Source organism: Brakhagea slesvicensis (assembly GCF_052161625.1).
In the GTDB taxonomy this organism is placed as follows: domain Bacteria; phylum Planctomycetota; class Planctomycetia; order Pirellulales; family Pirellulaceae; genus JBKCUI01.
On record NZ_CP197412.1, the window covers coordinates 805,646 to 828,389 of the forward strand.

A 22,744-nucleotide genomic window follows, 5' to 3' on the forward strand; every position below is an offset into this window, starting at 1 on the left:
GATTTGCCGACTGCTCTTTCATGAATCCAGCTTATGCCAGTTCCTGTGCCTGCCCAACCGTCGATGTGCTTTCCCAGTTCCGAAGCACTCCGTGCTACCGCTGAGCACCAACGGCTTGTCGCGGCTCGAGCGAGGAAGGAGCATTGGCAGCGATGGGGCTCGTATCTTCCCGAGCGGCAATGGGGCACGGTTCGGGAAGATTACTCCGAGAATCAGGAGCCTTGGTTTTACCTTCCACACGACCACGCGCGTTCTCGCGCTTATCGATGGGGTGAGGATGGATTGTTGGGGATCTGCGATCGGCGCGGGAGGCTTTGCTTTTCGTTCGCTTTCTGGAATACCCGAGACCCGATCCTCAAAGAGCGTCTCTTCGGTTTGAGCGGCCCCGAGGGAAATCACGGGGAGGATGTGAAGGAGTGCTACTACTACCTGGACGCCACGCCGACCCATTCTTACATGAAGGGGCTCTACAAGTATCCTCAGGCTAGGTTTCCGTATGAAGAACTCGGCGACGTGAATCGTCATCGTTCGCGGCTGGAAGAAGAGTTTGAGATTCTCGATTCCGAAGTCTTCGCCAACGACGCGTACTTCGATTGCCAGATGGAGTATTGCAAAGCGGATCCGAACGATCTTCTTATTCGACTCACCGTTCACAATCGAGGGGATGCGCCAGCGGTTCTGCATATTCTCCCCACGCTATGGTTTCACAACTCCTGGATCTGGGGTTGCAACCATGAGGGGTGCGAGATGAAGCCGCGCATGGCTTTGCAACGGACTGCAGAGGAGCCCGATGGGTTCGTTGCCTGCGATCATTCCACGCTGGGCAAGTTTGAGTTTCGAGTCGAGAGCGACGGCGACGATCTGTCCCCTCGTTGGCTTTTCACCGAAAACGAAACCAACCCGAATCGCCATCCCGGTACGCCTACTTCAGGGAAAGCCTACAAGGACGCGTTTCATGAACATGTCGTCGGCGGGGCCGTCAATGGCGCAGACACTCGATCGAGTGGGACCAAGTGCGCTGCGCACTATGTGATGATTGTTCACCCCAACAAACCGCTGGTCCTCCGCTGCCGATTGACAGGTCAAGCGTCGGAATTGGGTCCCAGTCCAACTCGTGGATCCGAACCTTCAACTGAGAAGAAATCGGCGACCGAAAAGAAATCGGCGACCGAGAAGAAAGCGACGATCGATCGGAAATCGCTGATCGGTGCGAACCGGTTTGGCTCCGAGTTCGATTCGATGTTTACAAAAAGAATCACCGAAGCGGATGAGTTCTATTCGCATGTCATCCCGGAGAAGCTTTGTCCGGACCAGCGTCAGGTCGCGCGGCAAGCCTACGCGGGACTGCTCTGGACCAAGCAATATTACTACTACGTGGTTGATTCTTGGATAAAAGGGGACTCGAACAGTCCGCCGATTCCGTACGGTCGCGATTCGGGTCGGAATCGAGATTGGAGGCATTTGTTTAACAGCGACGTGATTTCGATGCCGGACAAGTGGGAGTACCCTTGGTACGCCGCTTGGGATCTCGCTTTCCACATGATCCCGTTGGCTCGAATCGATGCGGAGTTTGCCAAAAGCCAGTTGGTGTTGTTCCTTCGCGAATGGTACATGCATCCCAACGGCCAGATCCCGGCCTACGAATGGGCCTTGAGCGACGTCAATCCACCTGTTCATGCTTGGGCTTGCTGGCAGGTGTACCAACTTTCGAAGGATCGGGAGTTTTTAGCTCGGACATTCCAAAAGCTGCTGTTGAATTTCACTTGGTGGGTGAATCGCAAAGACGAGCGAGGGCGGCATGTGTTCAGCGGAGGGTTCCTAGGGCTCGATAACATTGGAGTCTTCGATCGAAGCAAACCGTTGCCTGGCGGGGGGACGTTGGACCAAGCCGACGCGACAGCTTGGATGGCCTTTTATTGTGGCTGCATGCTTCAGATGGCCCTCGAGTTGGCCGATGAAAATCAAGCCTACTCGGACATGGCCAGCAAGTTCTTTGAGCATTACGTCGAGATCGCCGAGGCGATGAACACGCTCCATGGGACAGGGCTTTGGGAGGAGGAAGATGGCTTCTATTACGACCATCTATTCCGAGACGGGAAGAGCACCGCGATGCGAGTTCGCTCGCTGGTCGGATTGATTCCCCTGTGCACCAATGTGACGATTTATGAGTCCAAGATTCGGGCCCTACCGGGTTTCCAGCGCCGCATGAATTGGTTTCTCAAGTATCGTCCTGAGATGGCCAAGCACATGTCCTACATGGAGCAGCACGAAGGAGATAGCGGCGAAGGAATCATGAGGCTGCTCGCGATCCCATCACCGGAGCGGTTCCGAAGATTGCTGGCGTACATGCTCGATGAAAACGAATTCCTGTCCCCATTCGGTATTCGCTCGTTGTCAGCTGTGCATCGCGAGAAACCGTTTGTTTTCGATCACGCGGGGGGGCGTGAAGCGGTCGGCTATGTGCCTGGGGAGAGCGACACGGCCATGTTCGGGGGAAACAGCAACTGGCGAGGTCCTGTCTGGTATCCGCTGAACTACTTGATCGTGCGGTCGCTTCGAGAATATTACGAGTTCTATGGCGATTCCTTTCAAGTCGAGTGCCCGACGGGATCGGGCAATCAAATGAATCTGAAAGAGGTGGCCGACGAAATCGAGCGGCGCCTGATCAGTCTCTTCATGCCGGATTCCAACGGCCGCCGGCCTTGCCATGGCGAGGATCCCCGCTACAGCGAGAATCCCGACTGGAAGGACTTGATTCTGTTCTACGAATATTTCCATGGCGACAATGGTCGAGGGCTTGGGGCAAGCCACCAGACGGGGTGGACCGCTCTCGTGGCCACCATGCTTGAACATCAGTCCGATTGCGTCGAATAAAGAAAAAACGCTGCTCAAATCGTTGTTGGCCGATTCTGCAGCGTTGAAAGCTTTTGTAGTGGCACGATGCGACAAGTCATGCGTCCACGTTTTGGTATGGGTATCGATTTACCCTCGACGGGCCTCGCTAAGCGGCGCGCCGTGCGTTTTTTTGTTCATGGACTGGTTTGATGTCTTGCGCAGAGACTTCCAGTTCCGTACGAAGGATTTTTACATGCGGTGGAGCTTCCACTCCAATCCGTACTTTATCACCGTTAACACGAACAATGGTTAGCACGATATCGTCGCCCAGATGGACTCGCTCGGACTCTCTTCTGGACAGTATCAACATATTGAGATTCCATTCCCCTTATGCCGCTGGGCTATTGGTGTTACTCGACATTCGCAGCCCAAGTCGCGAACGTCGAACCCATGGCTAACGCCTTTCACGCGGCCGTCAGGACAAGTTCCTTGACACAGCGCGTTCCAGCACGTTGACCGGTGGAGTCATAAAACAGGACCCGAGCCGTCGCGATATCGAAGACCGCAGTCAATCGGATGCTACGTGGTCCATGCAAACAATACAAAATTCCGCAGGCATTACCCTGCTTGTGCAATCGCTTCTCCGTCAGCGGAAACGCTTTCGGGACTAGTTGGTTTAGATTACAGATCTCTTTTTCAACAATCTCACGAATTTGAGCAAAGTCTGACAATTGAAACCATCCAACGCTTGAGTAAACATGATGTTATCGCCACCTACTCCACTCCTCGACCATCGACCTTGTCGATTTGCGAAGAGGTAACGTCTCGGCAAGAGAGTCTATCGACTACCTGTCCAGGAAGAGTTACTCGGGCATCGTCAAAAGCCGCTAGAATCAAGAGCTCTAACCGAACTCCTAGCAAGGTTGGTGAAGATGAAATCCTTTGACCAATCCGACCACTTTACCACCAAAGGAACATAGGATTTTGAGATTCTCTCAAGTCATTGCGACCATCAGATTGGTTCTATGGATCGGTCTCATCTTCGCTAATAAAGTGGCCCATGCTCAGGTCGACGAGATTCCGATTTCCCCCGACGAGAAGATAGCTTCCCAACCCTCGGTTCGACGATTGGAGTTCAGCCACTCCTTGGGAGATTCGATCGCGATACCATCTTCTGTTGCGTCTTCGTCACTGCCGCACGCAACGCCGAACACGCAGGTTCCGTGCGAACGAAGGATCGAGCTGAGCGTCGTGCTGCCTTCCCAGACGACCGCGGCCCCAACGCTTCTCTTTCTGCCGGAGTTGGGATCCAATTCGCAAGCCTGCGATTATTTGATGGAACATTGGGCGCATCAAGGCTTGGCTTGCATCTTTCTTTCACACGGCGATGGTATCGATACGCTTCTCGAACAAACTCCTTTGGTAAGTCGTATCTCTACCTTTCAATCGCTCGGCAACTCCGACACGTTGCGAAATCGATCCCACGATGCCTCGCAAGCGATTTCCATTCTTCGTCAATGGTCCGAGTCTCCGACCCATCCGCTGAGTGGCCAGCTGGATTGGGAGCGATTTGGAATGGTGGGACATGGCTTTGGGGCAAGCGTGACTCTTCAGTTTCTCACGCATGCGATGCGTACAAAACCATCACCCGATTCCGCCGAGACGACATCTCACTTTCAAGCTCCACTCCAGCCCAAAGCGGTCTGTCTCCTTGGCCCAACGCCTCTCTCCGAAGTTGAACAGAACCAGCTCGCAACGTTGCCTTGCCTACCCGGATTGATCATTAGCGGCGATCTGGACGAATCGTTGATTCGCCGGCCTGATCCACTTCGGCGCAACCATTGGTTCGACCGCTATCCGAATGGTGCAGATCGATTTGAGTTGCGAATACTCGACGGCAGGCACTATGATTTTACCAATACCCCTCTTCGCTTCGGTCGGCCAAGTCGCAATCCGAATTACCATCCGTTGCTGCAATCGATCACGACATCTTTCTTCCAAGCCTACCTGGCGTCCAATCCGGATGCACACGAAGTGTTGGTAAACCCCGATATCAACCCAGCCATCCAAAAGACCGTGCGGTGGTCGAGTACTTTGGCTAAGCCGTGAAAGGGATTCGGGAAGTCTCTCGCGACGGCGCAACGCTCGCAAAGGGGAAGCAGGGGGAAAGAACGGGATCGGTAGACAGGATGATGGATTATTTCGGACTTCAGTAGGTGATCCGATTGCAGTCCAAAACTAATTTCGACCCACTCAATTCCCATCTTCTCCCCCCGTCCTTGGCGCCTTTGCACCGTGGCGCGCAACTTCCCACCAATCCAGCACCAGAAAGTCTCTCGCGACGGCGCAACGCTCGCAAAGGGAAAGCAGGGGGAAAGAACGGGATCGGTAGACAGGATGATGGATTATTTCGGACTTCAGTAGGTGATCCGATTGCAGTCCAAAACTAGTTTTGACCCACTCAATTCCCATCTTCTCCCCCCGTCCTTGGCGCCTTTGCGCCGTGGCGCGCAACTTTCCACCCATCCAGCACCAGAAAGTCTCTCGCAACGACGCAACGCTCGCAGAGGGGAAGCAGAGGGGAAAGAACGGGATCGGCAGACAGGATGATGCATTATTTCGGACTTCAGTAGGGAATCCGATTGCAGTCCAAAACTAATTTCGACCCACTCAATTCCCATCTTCTCCCCCCGTCCTTGGCGCCTTTGCGCCGTGGCGCGCAATTTCCCACCAATCCAGCACCAGAAAGTCTCTCGCGACGGCGCAACGCTCGCAAAGGGGAAGCAGGGGGAAAGAACGGGATCGGCAGACAGAATGATGCATTATTTCGGACTTCAGTAGGGAATCCGATTGCAGTCCAAAACTAATTTCGACCTACTCAATTCCCATCGTCTCCCCCCCGTCCTTGGCGCCTTTGCGCCGTGGCGCGCAACTTCCCACCAATCCAGCACCAGAAAGTCTCTCGCGACGGCGCAACGCTCGCAAAGGGGAAGCAGAGGGAAAGAACGGGATCGGTAGACAGGATGATGGATTATTTCGGACTTCAGTAGGTGATCCGATTGCAGTCCAAAACTAATTTTGACCCACTCAATTCCCATCGTCTCCCCCCGTCCTTGGCGCCTTTGCGCCGCGGCGCGCAACTTCCCACCCATCCAGCACCAGAAAGTCTCTCGCGGCGGCGCAACGCTCGCAGAGGGGAAGCAGAGGGGAAAGAACGGGATCGGCAGACAGGATGATGCATTATTTCGGACTTCAGTAGGGAATCCGATTGCAGTCCAAAACTAATTTCGACCCACTCAATTCCCATCTTCTCCCCCCGTCCTTGGCGCCTTTGCGCCGTGGCGCGCAATTTCCCACCAATCCAGCACCAGAAAGTCTCTCGCGACGGCGCAACGCTCGCAAAGGGGAAGCAGGGGGAAAGAACGGGATCGGCAGACAGAATGATGCATTATTTCGGACTTCAGTAGGGAATCCGATTGCAGTCCAAAACTAATTTCGACCTACTCAATTCCCATCGTCTCCCCCCCGTCCTTGGCGCCTTTGCGCCGTGGCGCGCAACTTCCCACCAATCCAGCACCAGAAAGTCTCTCGCGACGGCGCAACGCTCGCAAAGGGGAAGCAGAGGGGCTACTTCAGTGGGAGGTAGATGTCGGTTCGAAGTTCCTCTTCGGGGACTTGATCTGGCGTATTGCGGTAGATTTCAAAAGTCCCTACGCGGAGTTGCTTCATCTTTTTGCATTGCACCCATTGATTGGCGACGCTCCAAGCGTTCCCGAGGTGACGATAGGAACCGATGTGCTCAACTCGAAAGGCTTTGCACGCGGGCAAACTCCAAAGCTTGAGTGGCGATCCCACTGGAATCTTCTCTTGGTCATCCAACTGGTAGCCTGCGATATAGTGCAGTCCTGCATCTTTCATACGGAACTTGGTATAGACGGTGACCATCGGTCTGTCGGTAGAGAATCCCTCTTTGCGAAACGCGGCGTCGGTCTTTTGCATTGCCTCCTCCAACGATTTGCCGATCCCCTCCATCGGACTGAACCCCACAACCCCTGCCATACGAACAGGGCCGATATCCGATCTACCGTGAATCTCGACCTTCGATGGTATTCGGTTTGTCTCCAATAGATCTTTGATCATTGTCAAGCCGCGTTGGTAGTCGAGACCGACCATCGTTTTGATCATTGGAACCAAAAAGAAAAGGAACCAAGGCATGGAGCCATCCATCGTCCAACGGATTTTGGTTCCGCTTCCGGCGGGCTCCAACATGAACTCTGTCTTGCAAATCGATTTGAACGGTTTGATGAACCGAAGTTCGTCTGAGACCCGTTTGTGCGGAGTCAATTGAAGATGTTCCAATTCTCCTTGTCCGGTGATTTCGCCTTCCCAAGCGTACCGAGACCCAACCGATTTTGAATTGTCGGTGATCGTTACCTTTGCCTGTGGATCCGACATCAACCAGGGTGACCAGGTCGTCCAGGTTTGGTAATCGGCGATAAGATCGTAGGCTTGCTGTGGAGGAACGTTGACCGTAACGGAACGATCGATGTGATACTTTGGCATGGAGGAGACCTGAAAAGAAATGGCCTAGGGGAAGCCGGACCGCGTGAAAGGCCGAGCGTTCAGTATATCAGCTTCTAGGGCCTATAGGTCCTTTCGGTCTTATAGGCCTTATTGATGCACCAGAAACTCAGCGTGTTCGAGCAGCGGGTCTTCGTAACGCAGTCTGATCACTCCTTTGGCTCGAAGGTCTTCGAGCAATCGATGCTCTTCTGCAAGCGTCCGGGTTGCCAATCGACGGACTTTGCTGTGGCGTTGCCACCAACTGAGAACCACCATGCAATACACCAGCAAAGGGAGTACCGAAAGCAAAACACTACTGAGAAAAATGCCGGAGCCAAATTCAAATCCGTCCACAGCCGTATTGGATTCCATGAGCGATCGCCAACTGGCTTCGAAGTAACGACGGTAGACAGCGACGATCGGCCCAGCCATCATGCCCCAGAACAGAAGGGTGCCTACAAGGCCGAAAAATTGCAATCGCCAAGCCGCCGGGAGCTCGCGATCGACGGACCATTCGAATACCGTTCGCGCTTGGTCCTGCAGCTCATCGATTCCGGTGAGCCGCACATGCAAACCTGCGTTCGCTTCGTTCTCCTTGGGCTGCTCTCCCTTGAGTCGATAGACGCTCCGGTAAAACGAATCTTGGACGGGTTGCAAGCGATCTTCCATCTGCCGATTCAGTCGCTCGCGAATCCCTTGTTGCAGTTCCCATTGGATGCTTCGCGATTGGCTTACGTTCTTCGCCCAAGCCAGGAAGGTACCAAAGATCGATGGGACGCTCCCGGTCAGCGAAAGGACGAGACGGTCCCAGGCTCCGGTGGTGTAGCCGAGAAGCGATAAGATGGTTCGATAGGGAAACCATATTAACGCGGTGTCGGACAAGACATGAGCTCGCAGTCGGCCTCGTATCGCAGCCTGCAATTCCTCTTGGGATCCAAGAACGGTTTCCAACGTTTGCGCTGGCAAAGAGTCGGCTTCGCGATGCAGCGTCTGAACAGCGCTCAGCAACCCCTGCAAATCGGATTGCACATACTGCCTCACGCGACCTTTCAATCTTTCCCGAGCCGCTTCCAAACGGCTTGCTTTCGTTGCCGCAATTCCCTCAAACGACTCCGATTGCAGACGGTGCTGGATGGCGAAACGAAATCGCGCCCCGCAGCCTGGTTCATCACCAGACGCTTCGAAGTCTTCCACTAGGATTGGAGATAGAAACCGCGTCGAAGGTGCAAAGCTGCGCAATGATCGCTCAAACATCTCCAAATCGGCTTGCAGGGAAGACGAGGTTCGGATCGATGCTTCCTGCGAATGTGGCCCCTGATCGCTCGGAGTCCAATCTTTGGTTGGAACGCATGTGATCACCGGAATGCAGATTGAACCTTCGGCATTGTGGGCAAGCGAACCGAGCACGGCCCCACGCAGCTGGTCTCGGCGAACGACCAAAAGTTGGATCGGGGAAAGACTCATCGCTTCGCGCGCCAGCTTGGCCGCTTGTTTGTCGTCGTCTGTTACCCCGGGTGTATCAAGCAAAATAAATGCGGACTGGAGATCGAGCATCATCTCGCGACGGCAGGGGAGGTAGATTTCCCTAGCGGGGTCCAAGTTCTCGGGCGGCTGAGGTCCGATCCAGTAAAGCTGCGTCGTCGCCTCGCGGCTCAACACTCCGCTTGGTAGACGCCCTGCCACGAGAGGATCGAGAATCCATTGCTTGGCAATCCAAGTCTTTCCCTGTCCTTTGGCTCCAATTATCGCAATGGACGGGAGATTCAGCCCGCGCGATTCCTCGATATCCTGACACTGGTTTCGAAATTGTTCGCACCAACGACGGATTTGCTGCGCACCGGGCTGCGTTCCGAGGACTGCATCGGCGGCTCGTTCCAATCGATCGGCGTAGCTCAAATAGGATTGCATATTGATTTGATTCAAGGAAATAAAAAGATTCTCGGAGCAGCCAGCTACTCATTGAGCAGAGAACGGCACAGGGACTCGAACCTCTCGAACGTTCCGCGGTGGATCCGCAAAGCTCTCGGAACAATGCGCTGCACCGCACCTTGTGAATCGTCGGTCCCTTCCTGCTCTGCTTGCGCGTCACCCAGGACGGTGGCAATACTGCTGACCGGCAGCGATTTCCAAGTTTCGTCAACACGGAGGGCGATGGGCTGGGCATCGCTGGGTCGTTCCAATTCCAATGTATCGCAAAGGGTAGCGACCAAGTCCCCCATCTGGCGCCAAGCGGCTTCGCTCTCCGCAATCTTCGGCATCTGGTCGGGGCTCAAAAGTGCGAATCCCAGCCCCGCCACTCCGGCCCCGAGCAGCTCTTTCACGGAAGCAAACACCAGTACGCTGGATCCGCCGAAATCAAGCGGCAGCATGATAACAGCCAGCAATGGCGCGAAGAGAATCGCCGCGGGGGCCAATCCCGTCGCAATTTTCTTTCCCCAAGGCATCTGGTTCCACATCTGGCTGGTCAGCGCGTCGAGCTCTCGGTCGTCCAGTTCGATCAAGCTCTCGGATTGGAATCGGTCGATGCCCCGTTGAAGCTTCTGCACCAACCATGCTCGCGAGCCGGAGCTCCCCGAAATGCTCCCCCCATGCGCATCGATTTGCCATAGAAGATCTTGATCAAGTCGCTCGATCGATCGGAGCAAGGACTCGGCGGAAACCACCCGTGCCCCCTCGTTGGAATTCCAGCGACTTCGAATGAATCGAAGCAAACTCTCCGTCTTGCCACCGATCCAAGCCGGCAGGCGCAGCCATTCCCCCAACTGTTGCACCCGGGACTTGCCAGCCTCGGCCAGTTTGGAGGCCCATCTTCCGGGGCGTGCCCACCAAGGTGCCGTCCTCTCCAACGAACGAGAGATCTGCTCCACTATTTTTTGCGACGCTTGCAACCGAATACGTCCCCCCGCGGATGGGTCGCGTGAGAAATCGAGACAAGCTTCCGCGAGCACGCGGCGCATGCCTTCGCGACGCTGCGATGCGTCTTGAACCAACTGCTGCACCTTTTCAGAAATATCTCGCCAACGATGGTAGAGCGAGGCGACATGGGAACGTACCGCGTCTTGCAATAGGGACTGGTTGGTCAATTCCCCCCCGATCGTCAAGAACCAGTCGCGATTCTGGATCGGTCCAGGAGGTTGGGGAGACGTCGATGTGTCGATCCGAAAGAAGAGGGGAAACGATTCCCCTGATAGAGAAGGTTCAAAGAAATCAGGTGGCTGAGGGACCCGTTCTCTCTGCTGGGGGCCGTCGAAACCGTAGGCCATATACACCCGTTCCAGGTATCGGTCGCCATAAAGCTTTGCGATTTCATCTCGAATCTCCGCCGTAGCATATCGTCTTGGAACCCGGTTGACCGCCGCAATTTGAAGGGTGTGGGGCATGCGGGACCGCAGCGCCTGCATCAGTTCGCTCACCTTCTCATCGTGCAATGCGTTGGCTGGCAAAACGATGACAAAAGCAGAACATATCGGTGCGGCCCGGGTCAAAATCTCCATTCTCCGCTTTGCGATCATCTCGGCTTGGTGAACAAACGATTCGCTCGCGATCGATGAAGTACCCACCGACGGTGAGAAGGGCGTTGGCACAGCAAGCAATCCGGTTTGAACGTCGGGGCAGTCCATCAAGGCGATCTGCAGACGATCAAGACCTAGGTCGAACGCGACCAAAGGGATTTCCATTGCCGATACTTGCACCGGTTTATGGACCTGTACCATCGTTGCAGAGGTCGAAGCAAGAGCCGCTGGGGAGGGTTGGACATCGGAATGCACCGAAGTTCGCATCGAGATGTCGTTGTACTGCTCGGAGGCACGATCGGGATCGTCAGAAAGGAATTCGAATCCGGCCGGAAAAGCGCCCAAGAGGCGCGACTGCACGAACTGCCACACGACTCCGTTCGCTTTCCATTGCGAGGGGAGCCAAAGGATAAAGCGATGTGTCCCTTCGCGGTTTCCGGACCCGATCAAAATCCGGCGGCGACCTTCTTCGGATAGGCAGGCCCCCACCAAAGAACTTTTCCCCGCATTCAACAGCCCCATGACTGCCAGGATCGGAGCGTCGGGGGCATCGACACAAAGTCGAGCGTCTGCGATCCGCATAGAAAGCGAGTCGAGATCCAAACTCCCCTCAGCACCCGCCAGCTCGATAAGCCGAGCAAGGCTGATTGGAATGCGTTCCCCAGATTGGTTCCCTGCACGTTCCCAGCTCCCCCACTCCACCTCGTTGGCCGAGGAGGAGAGAAGGCGAGCAAGCTCCTGCAGGGTCGACGCCGTTTCGCGAGAACCGGTGGACTCCTGCCTCGCTGCCGCTTTGTTCCGACTTGGCTCCACGCTGAAGGGTCCTTATCTTGTTAGCACCTCCAGCCGTTTCCATCGAAGGAAACCGGTCCGAATTGCCAAGGGGGTAAACTGTCAGCGTCCAGTTTAGCACTTGCCGAGATCCCCAACAGCACCAGATTGTATGCCACCGTCTCGAACCGTCACACGCACGCAGCTGGCCATTCTCATGTTGACGCTGATCGCCGTTCCGATCGCGTGCGGATTGCTCCTATACACGCTGTCTCCGAAGCTCGGCGAACCTCCCCTCCCCGCGTTGATCAAATTCCAAAGCGAATGGATTGGAGACGAGGAGACCAATCGACGACTTGTCCCCTGCATCGTGATCAAGAACGACTCTGATGGAGAGCTTGGTAAACTATCGATCGGATTGAACAAACAGTTCTACAGTACCGGCAACCGAATCCTGACAGCGGGTGAACAGACTTCTATTCCTCTCGAAACCTTCATCGCCCGAAACGGCAGCGTCCGATTCCCTGTCGGTCAGAGGGTGATCGAGCAAGTCACCGTTTTCGGCCAACTCCCCAACGGGGCTCGCGGTGTCAGCGAATACGCGTTATCCGATCGCGATACCGACAATGTGTTCGACAAAACCTCCGATTGGATCGCACCACAACATCGCCAACTGCCCCGTCCTTGAACCACGTTCCACCATTAGTGCATCTCATGATCGCCATGGTCAATGCAGGTTCTCTTGGTCGACATGGGTGGAGAATTGGTTAAGCTCTTACGATTCTCATCGGCATGAGATCTCTTCATGACAGTACGTTACGCTCCCTCGCCCGAACAAGGTGAAATATGGCTTCCAATGACAAGCTCTCTCAAGCAGTGGATAACGGTTGGTTGATCGATGCACCCGATCGCATGTTGTCTTGGTCCAGATTGGCGGAGCGAGATGAAAAGGCCGCGAATCATCTGCGGCAATACATCTACATGCAAATGGCAGCCACCGATTTGGTGCTCGACGATGATGCCAAGGCCCGTGTGGAATTGCCGGAGGGCTTGCTCGCGAACTTGGAAGAAAAGAATCGGTTGCTAACGCAGCTGAAAGCGCCGATCGATCAACGAATCGAAGCCTTTTTGCAACAGTATTTTGCGGATTGCGAGCAAGCGCCACAGCTGAAGCTTCCGACTACAACCTTGGTATTGGACCATCACGGCTTGGCCCGGCAATTGAGTTTGCCCGATGGAGGGCATCGATTCGAAAATGAGATGCTTACCTCGATCCGCGTGGATAACGGAGTGCTGCACAACCCTCGGGCGGATCGAAGGACGACCAAGGGGACGTTTCATGTCACCGATGGCGGATTGCCGATCGCCGGTGACAAGCGAGTGGTTCCCAAGGAGGTTTTTGCAAATCTCTTCCTCCACGCCCTTCAGCAGCCAGAAGGGATTATGGAGCTTCCTTTTACAAATGGGAATGGAAACCCTGCTCGGACATTTGTCTCGCTCCTTATTCGACCTCTGGTTTGCCCCGCGGTCCCGGGCTATTGCGAGAAGAAAACGATGGAGATTCGTTTCTTCGCTCCAGGTGGATTGGTGAGCAATCTGGACTTTGTGGAATCGATCTTCGGAAATGCGGGAGATCCTCTGGTACCTGACAACGATGCCGCGCTCGACTCCATGCACTGGACCGGTCACACAGGCTGTGTGATCCTCGCTCCGCATCTGGTTCATCTAACTAAGAAAGAATTGGGACTGCCCCATTGCGACGACGCGACGCCAAGGCAACGCGAAGACTCCATGTGTTGGAAGGACCCCAATGAGAAATACAACGACGGGGTAGCATTCAAATTGACATGCCGCAATGAAGCGGGTGTCATCGTTACGTTGATCGCGGACAACTACTATGGCTATTGCAAAAAGGAGGTGAAGACGCAGATCAGCTATGCGGCCAACCTGCTCGGGAATGCCGAGGAGGAACATGCCGGAGGGACGCTCGCTTTTATCGCGCACAATCATGGTGAAGAGTTTCAATGGAACTCGCGACGTTACAACGGCCGTACCATGTCGGATTTGCAACGCGACTACCAAGACTTTATCGAATTCCATCCCGAGGGATATGGCATCGACCGCGTCTATCCAGAACTGGTTTATGTACCGGAAAATGCCAGAGCATCTCTCTTCGATCGCACTATTCGCTGGTCGAGCGTCGATGGAGAGTTCTCCATTCCGTTAGAGCAAAAGAAGGTCTACATGGCACCCAGCGGTTACAAAGTAATCGTTGAGAAACATCCCTGTGCCCCCTCGTGGCGACTGGTGGGCGTATCGGGTGAAGGAACCGTTTGCCACAAGCCTTGCACGGTAAGCGGCGGGGGAAAAAGCGAGATCAGCAAATCGCTACGCGATTACATGCTCGGTGGCCCTATCTTTGTCGCCGATATCGAGTCCGATTTCGATCAACTCGATTTGATCTTCAATCGGGATTACTCCGATCGCTGGAAAGAAGGATCGAAAGAGAAGCCAGACTACAGCCAGCGCGCAAGCCGAAAGCCGCTGGACCCTCGCCGTTCGCTAGGAAGCGTGATCAAGCTCCTCACGCCGTCGAATGAATACACCGACTCCTACAACACATGGCTTCGCTCCATCCCTTCCCACCTGTATGCGATGGCGTTCATCATCAAACGCTTCTCCAAACCTGAGTGGGGTGGAAATTGGCGCGAGCATTTCGGTGTCGACGTCGTCAATGGAGACAATGGGCATGAATTGAAATACGGCAATCGAAAATTGGTCGGCATGTATCTGCGCGTGGGATTGGATCATCAAGGCCGATGGCGGATGTACAAATTGCGTCAAGATTTCGCCGCCGCGGTGAAGATTCAACTTGAGGACGATATCACCGCCAGCGTGGTGGTTCCCCATCGATATTTGCAAGGCCTCAGTCCTTTCGACGAAAAGAGGACGGACGACAGTTTCAAATTCGTCGCCAATTGCGAATACCGACTGTTTCAGCGTCCAGACGATGCCATCCACCGAGGCTTGGACAAACAGACGGAAAAGGACATGGCCGACGTCGGCAACTTTTTCTGCAACTACGAGCCCCTTGCCAAAGAAACCGTTCGGCAAGAGATTGCTAACATTATCGAATTTGAACAATACACTGCACCGATGCAGAATCGGCTTCGCCATTTTGTAGAGAATGAAGATTCGGAGTTCGTGATCTCCTCAGCCCAACCGCGATTGGTCGATGGAAAGCCGTCCAAGAATCCTCGCTATTTGCAAGATCGACCCGACTTGACCCATGCCTTCGACCGGTACGTCGCCTTTCGTGGGTTGCAACTCTTCCGGGCAGCGTCCAACGACCAAAAGGTTCCGATTCCGGTCAATGCCATCCTTTCTGGTCGGCGAAACAATCCGCCCGATGTGGAGGCCAAAATCCGGCCACTCGCTGTTTACAATCCAATCCATTACCAGGAACTTCCTGAACTGTTGATGGATTACGTCTGTTCGTTTACGGGTAAATCTCCATCGACGACCGGTGCTGGAAGCGAAGGGGCATTAACCAAAGGGCCCTTCAATGCTCTCAATATGTGCTACGACTTGAACGCGACCGTCGTCAGCATGATCCTCACCGGCTTGGGAGGTTTTAGCACCGCGGCTGGGCACATCGGCCCCGATATCGAAGTGGGTCACGACATCAGCATGTTTGTACCGGAGATCTGGTGCAGGCTTCGGCCCGAGGAACGATGCCCCGACGCGATGATGCGAGATGGAATGTTGGAAAAGGTCCAAGATTTCGAACACAACGGAGTCCAAGTTCCTGCGAGTCGCCTTGGATATCGCATCACGGACAAATTCGTTCGCAGCTACTTCGGACGAGTCTTCGACAACCCTCGACGGGTCTTCGAGGAGAGGATCCTGTGCCCGGAAAAGCAGAATCTCGAAGCGTTCATCGATGGCGTATTGTTCATCGCGGAATCGCAGAAGAAGGTGGCGGAGGTCTACCTGCAAGATGGAAGCTTTGAAATCGCCTGCCCACCCTTGCAAGCGGTATTGAAGATCATGGTGGATGGGCACTGGAATGGTCACACCATCGATTCACAAGAAGTCCGAAACTTGTTCTGCCGCGAGTCGATGCTTCGAAGCGATTGGTATCGCAATCGATTGTTGGCAAAGCAGAAGGTCGATATGAGACTTTGGAGCCGCCATGTCGAGACGTTGACCGAGTACTGCAGTCGCCCTAATTACTTGCCGGTCATCGAGCGACTGAGCTTGCGAAGCAAACTGGAGCATGCCAAGTCGATGTTGGCTCGATGCCAGAGTGACGAATATGTGAGCGAACTCGTCGGCACGATTGGAACCGACCCGGCCACTCTCGGCTGAGGCGATTTACAAACGTCACCTAGGGCGTTGCCCTAGGGTAAGGTGTGGATGGCCGCGTTGGCCGATTAGGAGACCTTGCGGTCTGTGGACGATCGCTAGGCGAGATATCAGCCGGTCATTCCGCCGTCGACCGTGAGGACTTGACCGGTCACGTAGCTGGCTGCTGGGCTGGCAAGGAATAGGACACAGGCGGCGACATCGTCAGCTTGCCCCAATCGGTTGGCTGGAATTCGTTTCTTCACTTCGTCGGTGATCGCTTCCCCCAACGCCTTGGTCATATCGCTTTCGATGAATCCAGGAGCTACCGCATTGACAGTGATTTTTCGTTTGGCCAGCTCCTTGGACAGCGAACGGGTAAGGCCGATCATCCCAGCTTTGGTCGCCGAGTAATTCGTCTGTCCTGCGTTGCCGATCAAGCCGGAGACGCTCGACATGTTGATGATGCGGCCGTATCGCTGTCCCATCATGATGCGGGTAGCGGCGCGGCAAAACAAGAAACAACTGGTAAGGTTGGCGGCCAGGATCTCGTCCCACTGGACGTCGGTCATTCGAGGCAACAAGGTATCGCGTGTGATCCCCGCGTTGTTGACGATGATATCCAGTCGCTTGAACTCTGTCTCGACGCGTTCGAACAACTGTTCTACGGAAGCCCGATCGGTCACGTCGCACGAAATAGCAATCGCCTCGCCCCCGTTTTCTTGAATGGTGGCGACGGTGCTCGCCAACTTTTCCGCATTGCGGGCGATACAGAGTACTTTGGCGCCATTCTCGGCCAAGCGAATTGCGATCGTCTGTCCCAAGCCCTGCGAAGCTCCTGTGACCATTGCCACTTGCCCAGAGAGATTCGCCGAAAGTCCTAACGGTGTGCTAGCCATTCAATCATTCCAATCGTCAAAAACAGTCCAAATTACTTGGATTGAAATGATACCAAGCTATCGCAGTCTGTCACCCGCAAGTCCTACGATCTGCCAAGGGGATCGGTTACAATGGATCCGGTTGCGAACCCGTCCCCTGGAATCTCGAAACATGTCGTCTCCCATCCCCGTTCAGCTTTCTCGAATCATCATCAGCGAGATTAGCGATAACCAAGTGATCTACCTCAAAGAGGTTGACGGAGATCGCCAGATGCCCATTCTGATCGGGATCTTTGAAGCGACCAGTATCGACCGTCGGGTGAAAAGTGTCGCGAAGCCGCCTCGCCCCCTCACGCACGACTTGGTGGTACAGGTCGCGGAGGCCTTGGGGGGGGAAGTGGAAAGTGTCGCCATTACGGACCTGCAGGACCAAACCTACTTTGCCCAGCTGCGCATCCGCCGGGGAGAGGAGTTGCTCGAAATCGATACCCGCCCGTCCGATGCCATCGCGATCGCCGTCACGTTCCAACCACCCCTTCCCATCTACGTGGCCGAAGAGGTACTCGAAAAAGCTTCTGGAAAGTCTTGATGTCACAAAGCCACGAATCCCCTTCTTTCCCGAAGCGAATTCCTTTCAAGGTTGATATTGCTGGGATCATCGAGATCATGGGAACCTCCCTGTACTCGAATCCCAATACTCCCATTCGTGAACTATTGCAAAATGCTCACGATGCGATCATGCGTCGCAGAGCACGCGATCTGAGTTACCAAGGACGCATCGATGTGACTCAAAACGAAATGCATCGCACGATCTCGTTTCATGACAACGGCATCGGACTTTCCCCCGCCGAAGCAGAGGATTACTTGGGCACGTTGGGAGTCGGAATTACCGGCTTGATCAAGAAGGGTTTTACGGCGGAGAACCCGGACGCGCAGATGCCTGCCAGCAAAAAAGACGGGAGCGCCTTGATCGGTCAGTTTGGTATCGGATTGTTCTCCGGCTTCATGTTGGCCGAAAGGATCGTCGTCGAAAGTTTGCGATTTGAGGGGGAGCAAGCGATACGTTGGGAGGCAGGGGCAGGCACCGAGATCGAGCTATCCGCTTCGAATAAGACGACACCAGGTACTTCGGTCACCTTGTACCTCAAACCCAATTACACGATTTTCGCCGAAGACGAACAACTGATCGAGGACAGCATTAAGCAGTATGCGGATTTCCTTCCGATTCCCATCTATCTCAATGAATCGAAGGCCCGCATTAATTTGATACAAGCCAGTTGGTTGGATCCTACGCCCGATCAGGAGAACATGATCGAGGAGTTGGCCTCGTACTTTGGCGAGACCCCGCTCGATACCATTCCGATTGCGATGGAGTCCCCCGTTTCCGTGCGGGGTGCCCTGTATGTAACGCCGCAGCGAACACCGGGCTTTGCCGACGAAGCCACCATCGCAGTCAGCGTTCGCCGGATGATCATTTCGCGTCATATCCGTGAGCTGATCCCCGGTTGGGCGCCATTTTTGAGAGGGGTATTGGAACTGCCCGACTGTTCCCCGACTTCCAATCGCGAGGATCTGGTGCGCGATGCGGTCTTTCTCGCAGTTTGCGAAAGTTTGGAGCATGCGATCTATGAACATTTCGAGAAAATCGCGGACCGCGAGCCGTCCAGATGGCAGTCGATCCTCCAGTGGCATCGCTACACTTTTGCAGGGATGGCCGTCTACGACGATCGCCTCCGAAGCTTGTTAGCACGCACCTATCGATTCAACACCTCCCAAGGGGAATTGACGCTCATCGATATTCTGGACAAGAGCCGCGCCGATGAGCTGGTGGAAACCGATGTTGATTACGTCATTTGGTACAACGCAGATCGACGCCAAGAAACCTGGATGAACGAGTTCTTTCGAAGCACGGGGGTTCCTTGCGTCCATACCTTCCGAAGCTTTGAGGAAACGCTGCTTGCCAGCATGCTGGGGCAGAACAAGAGTTTGCGGAGTGAACTACGCCCAGCCAGTCCCTCGTCAAGCAACTTCACCGAATCCATTCTCGGTATTGAACAACGCAAAGAGGCAGGGATCGAGTGGCAAGAGTTCCTCGCGAAACTGAACATCAATTTGTTTGTGGCCACCAGCCGAAACAGCCCTCCTGTCTTGGCATTCATCAACGAGCGATACGAGCTGTCGAAGACCTTTCAAGAGATCAAAGATAGCGGCGATTTACCGAAGGGCTTTGAACGAATCATTCAGCAACATTTCGATCGAATGCCTGCGGATAAAAACGATGTGATCCTGAATCAGCATCACAAAGTCATCAAACGAGCGCTGCAGCAAGGCCCGACGGGCGCGATGGCGCATATGTTGCGAGTCTTGGTCATGGGAGCCATGAACAAAGCGGGCGCAACGATAAGTAGCGAAGCCATGGAATACCAAGCCATCGACTTGAATGCCATCGCCGACATCCTGGATCCATGATTCAGAACTGTTCGACATTCTGTACATCAGTCGTCCTCGACTGATGCCACGCCAAATTCTTCCTTCAGGCGAAAGAAGCCGTCGAGACGACGGCTCTACAGTGGGAAGCGGTCGAGGACGACTGCTGGACGCGATGTCATCCTCGACCGTTGTCGTGTTGCATCTTCGCTAACTACAACCGAGATTCGTTAGCTACAGCCGAGGCTGTTACCGCAGTTGTGGCAGAGGTAGCAGTTTCCAGCACGGACCGTGATTGCACCGCAGTTGTCACAACTCGGCGCGTCACCTTGGAATCCGGCAAATTGCGTATCCCGCCCCTCCGCTTTCTGAGCGGAACCAGAGCCTTCCGATCCATTCCCGCGAGCAGGAATACTATCGAAACCGACGAATCGCGCCTTGGTGTAGGAGGAAACTGGCGAAGGAGATTCCGCTCCATTTCCATTGACAGGCGTCTTGGTCGAGGTCAATGCCACCGTCGCTGCCGAGGGAGATGCCATTTCCGACTTCATCTTGTGCTCTTCTCGATAGCTATCGAGGAAGGTCAAGCCAAGCCAACGGAAGATATAGTCGATCAAGCTCTTGGCGATACGGATATCGGGATTGGTCGTATGTCCCATCGGTTCGAATCGGGTGTGACTGAATTTGTTCACCAACACCTCGAGTGGAACACCATACTGTAAAGCGATCGAGGTAGCAGTGCCGAAGCTATCCATCAAGCCGCCGACCGTGCTTCCTTCCTTTGCCATCGTGATGAAGACTTCGCCCGGACGCCCATCTGGATAAAGTCCGACACTGATATAGCCTTCGTGCCCTGCGATGCTGAACTTGTGCGTGACCGAGTTGCGAGTGTCGGGCAATCGTTCGCGACGAGGTTTGTAAACAATCTTCTCCACCGTCTTCGCGGCCGCTTCTTCCGCCTTTTTCCCTTCCGACTTGGTCGAAAGAGGCTGGCTCTGCTTGGATCCATCGCGATAGATCGCAATCGCCTTGAGACCCAATTCCCAGCCCCAGAAATAAGCACTACCGATGTCCTCGACCGTGCTCTCCTTAGGCATGTTCACCGTTTTGCTAATCGCTCCGGACAAGAACGGTTGAGCGGCTGCCATCATCTCCACGTGGGCTTGCCAGCGAATGCTGCGCGTCCCATTGGCGGGGGTGAAGGCGCAATCGAACACCGGCAAGTGCTCGGTCTTCAGTTCTGGAGCTCCTTCGATCGTATCCCTGTCGTTGATATAAGCCTCAATCGACTTGATTTGATCTTCGGTGTAACCCAGCTTTCTCAATCCCATGTGCACCGACTTGTTCAGGATCTTCAGCATACCTCCACCCGCCAGCTGCTTGTACTTCACCAACGCGATATCGGGCTCGATACCGGTCGTATCGCAATCCATCATGAAGCTGATGGTGCCGGTGGGGGCCAATACCGTCGCTTGCGCGTTGCGGAATCCGTTGCGATGCCCTGACTCCAGGACTTTCTCCCAGACGGAGCGGGCGGCATCCTTCAAATAAGCTGGTCCCGACGAATCGATTTGCTCGACGGCGTTGCGGTGCATTTGCATAACCCGCATCATCGGCTCGGCATTCTCGTCGTACTCGGTGAAGGTTCCTACGACACCAGCGATTTCGGAGCTGGTCAAGTTCGCTGCGCCATGCAGCAACGCGGTGATCGCACCGCACATGCCGTGCGCCTCGGGGGAATCGTAAGGGATTCCCGAGGTCATAATGAGGGAGCCCAAGTTCGAGTAGCCCAGCCCCAAAGGACGGAACAAATGGCTATTGAATGCGATGCGATCGGTCGGGTAGCTCGCATGGTCGACCAAGATTTCTTGGGCGATGAAGAAGACGCGGCACGCTGCCGTGAATCCATCGTGATCAAACGTGCCATCGTCCCGGCGGAACTTCATCAAGTTGATCGAAGCCAGGTTGCAAGCCGTGTTGTCGAGGAACATGTACTCGGAGCACGGGTTGCTGGCGTTGATGCGGCCGCTGTTAGGACACGTGTGCCATTTATTGATCGTCGTGTCGTATTGCACTCCGGGATCGCCGCAGTGCCACGCGCACTCGGACATACGATTCAAGATGTCGCGCGCTTGATAAGTCGGTGGCTCCGCTTCGCACTTGTCGCTCACCCAACGGGTCTTCCAAGCCTTGTTGTCGGCAACGGCGGACATGAATTCATCGGTGACGCGAACGGACAAGTTCGCGTTTTGGAACATGACAGACGAGTAAGCTTCTCCGTTGAAGTTCGACTCGTAACCTTCGCGGATGAGTGCATGAGCTTTTTGCTCTTCCTTCCACTTGCACTCAATGAACTCCATCACATCTGGGTGCCAGACTTTGATCGATTGCATCTTGGCGGCGCGGCGCGTTTTCCCGCCCGACTTCACCACTGCAGCGATCTGGTCGTAAACTCGCATGAAGGAGAGAGGACCGCTCGGCTTTCCTCCACCCGAGAGCTTCTCGCGGCTGCTGCGAATGGTCGACAAATCGGTTCCTGTTCCCGAGCCGAACTTGAACAACATCGCCTCGCTCGTCGCCAAGCGCATGATGTCCTCCATGTTGTCCTCCACGCTTTGGATAAAGCATGCGGACCCTTGGGGGTACTCGTAGGGATTCTCTGGCTGCTCGACTTGGCCGGTCGTGACGTTGTAATGCCAATTGCACTTGGCCCCGGTTACGTTGTACTGCTGATAAAGTCCGACGTTGAACCATACCGGGGAGTTGAACGAACCATATTGATGCAAGCAGAGCCAGGTCAAGTCGCGGTAGAATCGCTCGCCATCCTCTGGGGTGTCGAAGTAACCATCGGCGATTCCCCAATCGGCCATCGTGCGTGTAACACGATGGATCAACTGGCGAACGGATGACTCTCGTTCATTGGAATTGTTGTGGTCGCCGTAGAAATACTTGCTCACCACAACATTGGTTGCAAGCTGACTCCAGTCGGATGGGATCTCGCAGTTCTTTTGCTCGAACAACGCTTTCCCCGACTCATCTTTGATCGCCGCACTGCGCAATTCCCATTGCACGGTATCGAATGGATCTGCGACGTCGTTTGGACAGAATCGGGACTCGATCTTCAACCCACCCCGATCGCCGCGTGCCTCATGCGTCGTCCGAGATCTTTTCTTGCTATCGCGGCCCATCTCTACAATTGCCATACTGGTGCGACTCCTTCGAGAATCAAATATGAAGTTGGCAGCAAATTGACGTCCAACGAACCGACCACTGTTCGAGCCACCCTGCTACCGAATGAATAGAAACTTCCCTTGCCGACGGGTTTCGTACCCTCCACAAAGCCTCCGACTGCGATTCCAAGCAGGCCGCTAACAGCTCCTTCGTCCGCCAACAGCTCTGAACCCAGAATCC

General features: G+C 54.7%; 11 protein-coding genes and 1 pseudogene. 6 read left to right on the top strand and 6 right to left on the bottom strand.

Annotated elements, in window-relative coordinates:
* Positions 1-33: 33 nt before the first annotated feature.
* Positions 34-2,874, top strand: coding sequence for an MGH1-like glycoside hydrolase domain-containing protein (locus tag SH467x_RS03135; RefSeq protein WP_482369839.1), 2,841 nt, complete (start codon positions 34-36; stop codon positions 2,872-2,874).
* A gap of 127 nt (positions 2,875-3,001) precedes the next feature.
* Here the strand turns inward: SH467x_RS03135 and SH467x_RS03140 are convergent, their stop codons facing one another.
* A complete protein-coding gene (locus SH467x_RS03140) occupies positions 3,002-3,205 on the bottom strand; it encodes a carbon storage regulator (RefSeq protein WP_146676115.1) in 204 nt (67 codons plus the stop codon).
* Between the two features lie 614 nt (positions 3,206-3,819).
* Here SH467x_RS03140 and SH467x_RS03145 point away from each other — a divergent pair.
* Entirely contained in the window at positions 3,820-4,944 is a 1,125-nt protein-coding gene (locus tag SH467x_RS03145; protein WP_482369840.1) for an alpha/beta hydrolase family protein, read from the top strand.
* 1,518 nt (positions 4,945-6,462) lie between these two features.
* Here SH467x_RS03145 and SH467x_RS03150 read toward each other — a convergent pair.
* From SH467x_RS03150 to SH467x_RS03160, 3 genes are all read right to left on the bottom strand, one after another.
* The gene (locus SH467x_RS03150; protein WP_482369841.1) at positions 6,463-7,398 is read right to left on the bottom strand and encodes an SRPBCC family protein; all 936 of its coding nucleotides are present in this window, start codon (positions 7,396-7,398) and stop codon (positions 6,463-6,465) included.
* 108 nt (positions 7,399-7,506) lie between these two features.
* Complete coding sequence (locus tag SH467x_RS03155) at positions 7,507-9,306, bottom strand: hypothetical protein (RefSeq protein ID WP_482369842.1); 1,800 nt, start codon at positions 9,304-9,306, stop codon at positions 7,507-7,509.
* 44 nt (positions 9,307-9,350) lie between these two features.
* Positions 9,351-11,723, bottom strand: a complete 2,373-nt coding sequence (locus tag SH467x_RS03160; protein ID WP_482369843.1) for a hypothetical protein — start codon at positions 11,721-11,723, stop codon at positions 9,351-9,353.
* Between the two features lie 130 nt (positions 11,724-11,853).
* Here SH467x_RS03160 and SH467x_RS03165 point away from each other — a divergent pair, with 130 nt between their 5' ends.
* The gene (locus SH467x_RS03165; protein WP_482369844.1) at positions 11,854-12,369 is read left to right on the top strand and encodes a hypothetical protein; all 516 of its coding nucleotides are present in this window, start codon (positions 11,854-11,856) and stop codon (positions 12,367-12,369) included.
* A gap of 224 nt (positions 12,370-12,593) precedes the next feature.
* Positions 12,594-16,052: a PPi-type phosphoenolpyruvate carboxykinase family protein gene (locus tag SH467x_RS03170; RefSeq protein WP_482371334.1), complete on the top strand. Its 3,459-nt coding sequence runs from the start codon at positions 12,594-12,596 to the stop codon at positions 16,050-16,052.
* Between the two features lie 107 nt (positions 16,053-16,159).
* Here the strand turns inward: SH467x_RS03170 and fabG are convergent, their stop codons facing one another.
* On the bottom strand, positions 16,160-16,927 hold the full coding sequence (gene fabG, locus SH467x_RS03175; protein ID WP_482369845.1) for a 3-oxoacyl-[acyl-carrier-protein] reductase: 768 nt from the start codon (positions 16,925-16,927) through the stop codon (positions 16,160-16,162).
* A gap of 151 nt (positions 16,928-17,078) precedes the next feature.
* Here fabG and SH467x_RS03180 point away from each other — a divergent pair, with 151 nt between their 5' ends.
* Both SH467x_RS03180 and SH467x_RS03185 read left to right on the top strand, forming a co-directional pair.
* On the top strand, positions 17,079-17,495 hold the full coding sequence (locus tag SH467x_RS03180; RefSeq protein ID WP_482369846.1) for a bifunctional nuclease family protein: 417 nt from the start codon (positions 17,079-17,081) through the stop codon (positions 17,493-17,495).
* Positions 17,495-19,375, top strand: coding sequence for a hypothetical protein (locus SH467x_RS03185; RefSeq protein ID WP_482369847.1), 1,881 nt, complete (start codon positions 17,495-17,497; stop codon positions 19,373-19,375). Before SH467x_RS03180 ends, SH467x_RS03185 begins: the two co-directional genes overlap by 1 nt.
* A 188-nt stretch (positions 19,376-19,563) precedes the next feature.
* Here SH467x_RS03185 and SH467x_RS03190 read toward each other — a convergent pair.
* A pseudogene (locus SH467x_RS03190) lies at positions 19,564-22,461 on the bottom strand (vitamin B12-dependent ribonucleotide reductase); the annotation flags it as partial.
* Positions 22,462-22,744 lie beyond the last annotated feature (283 nt).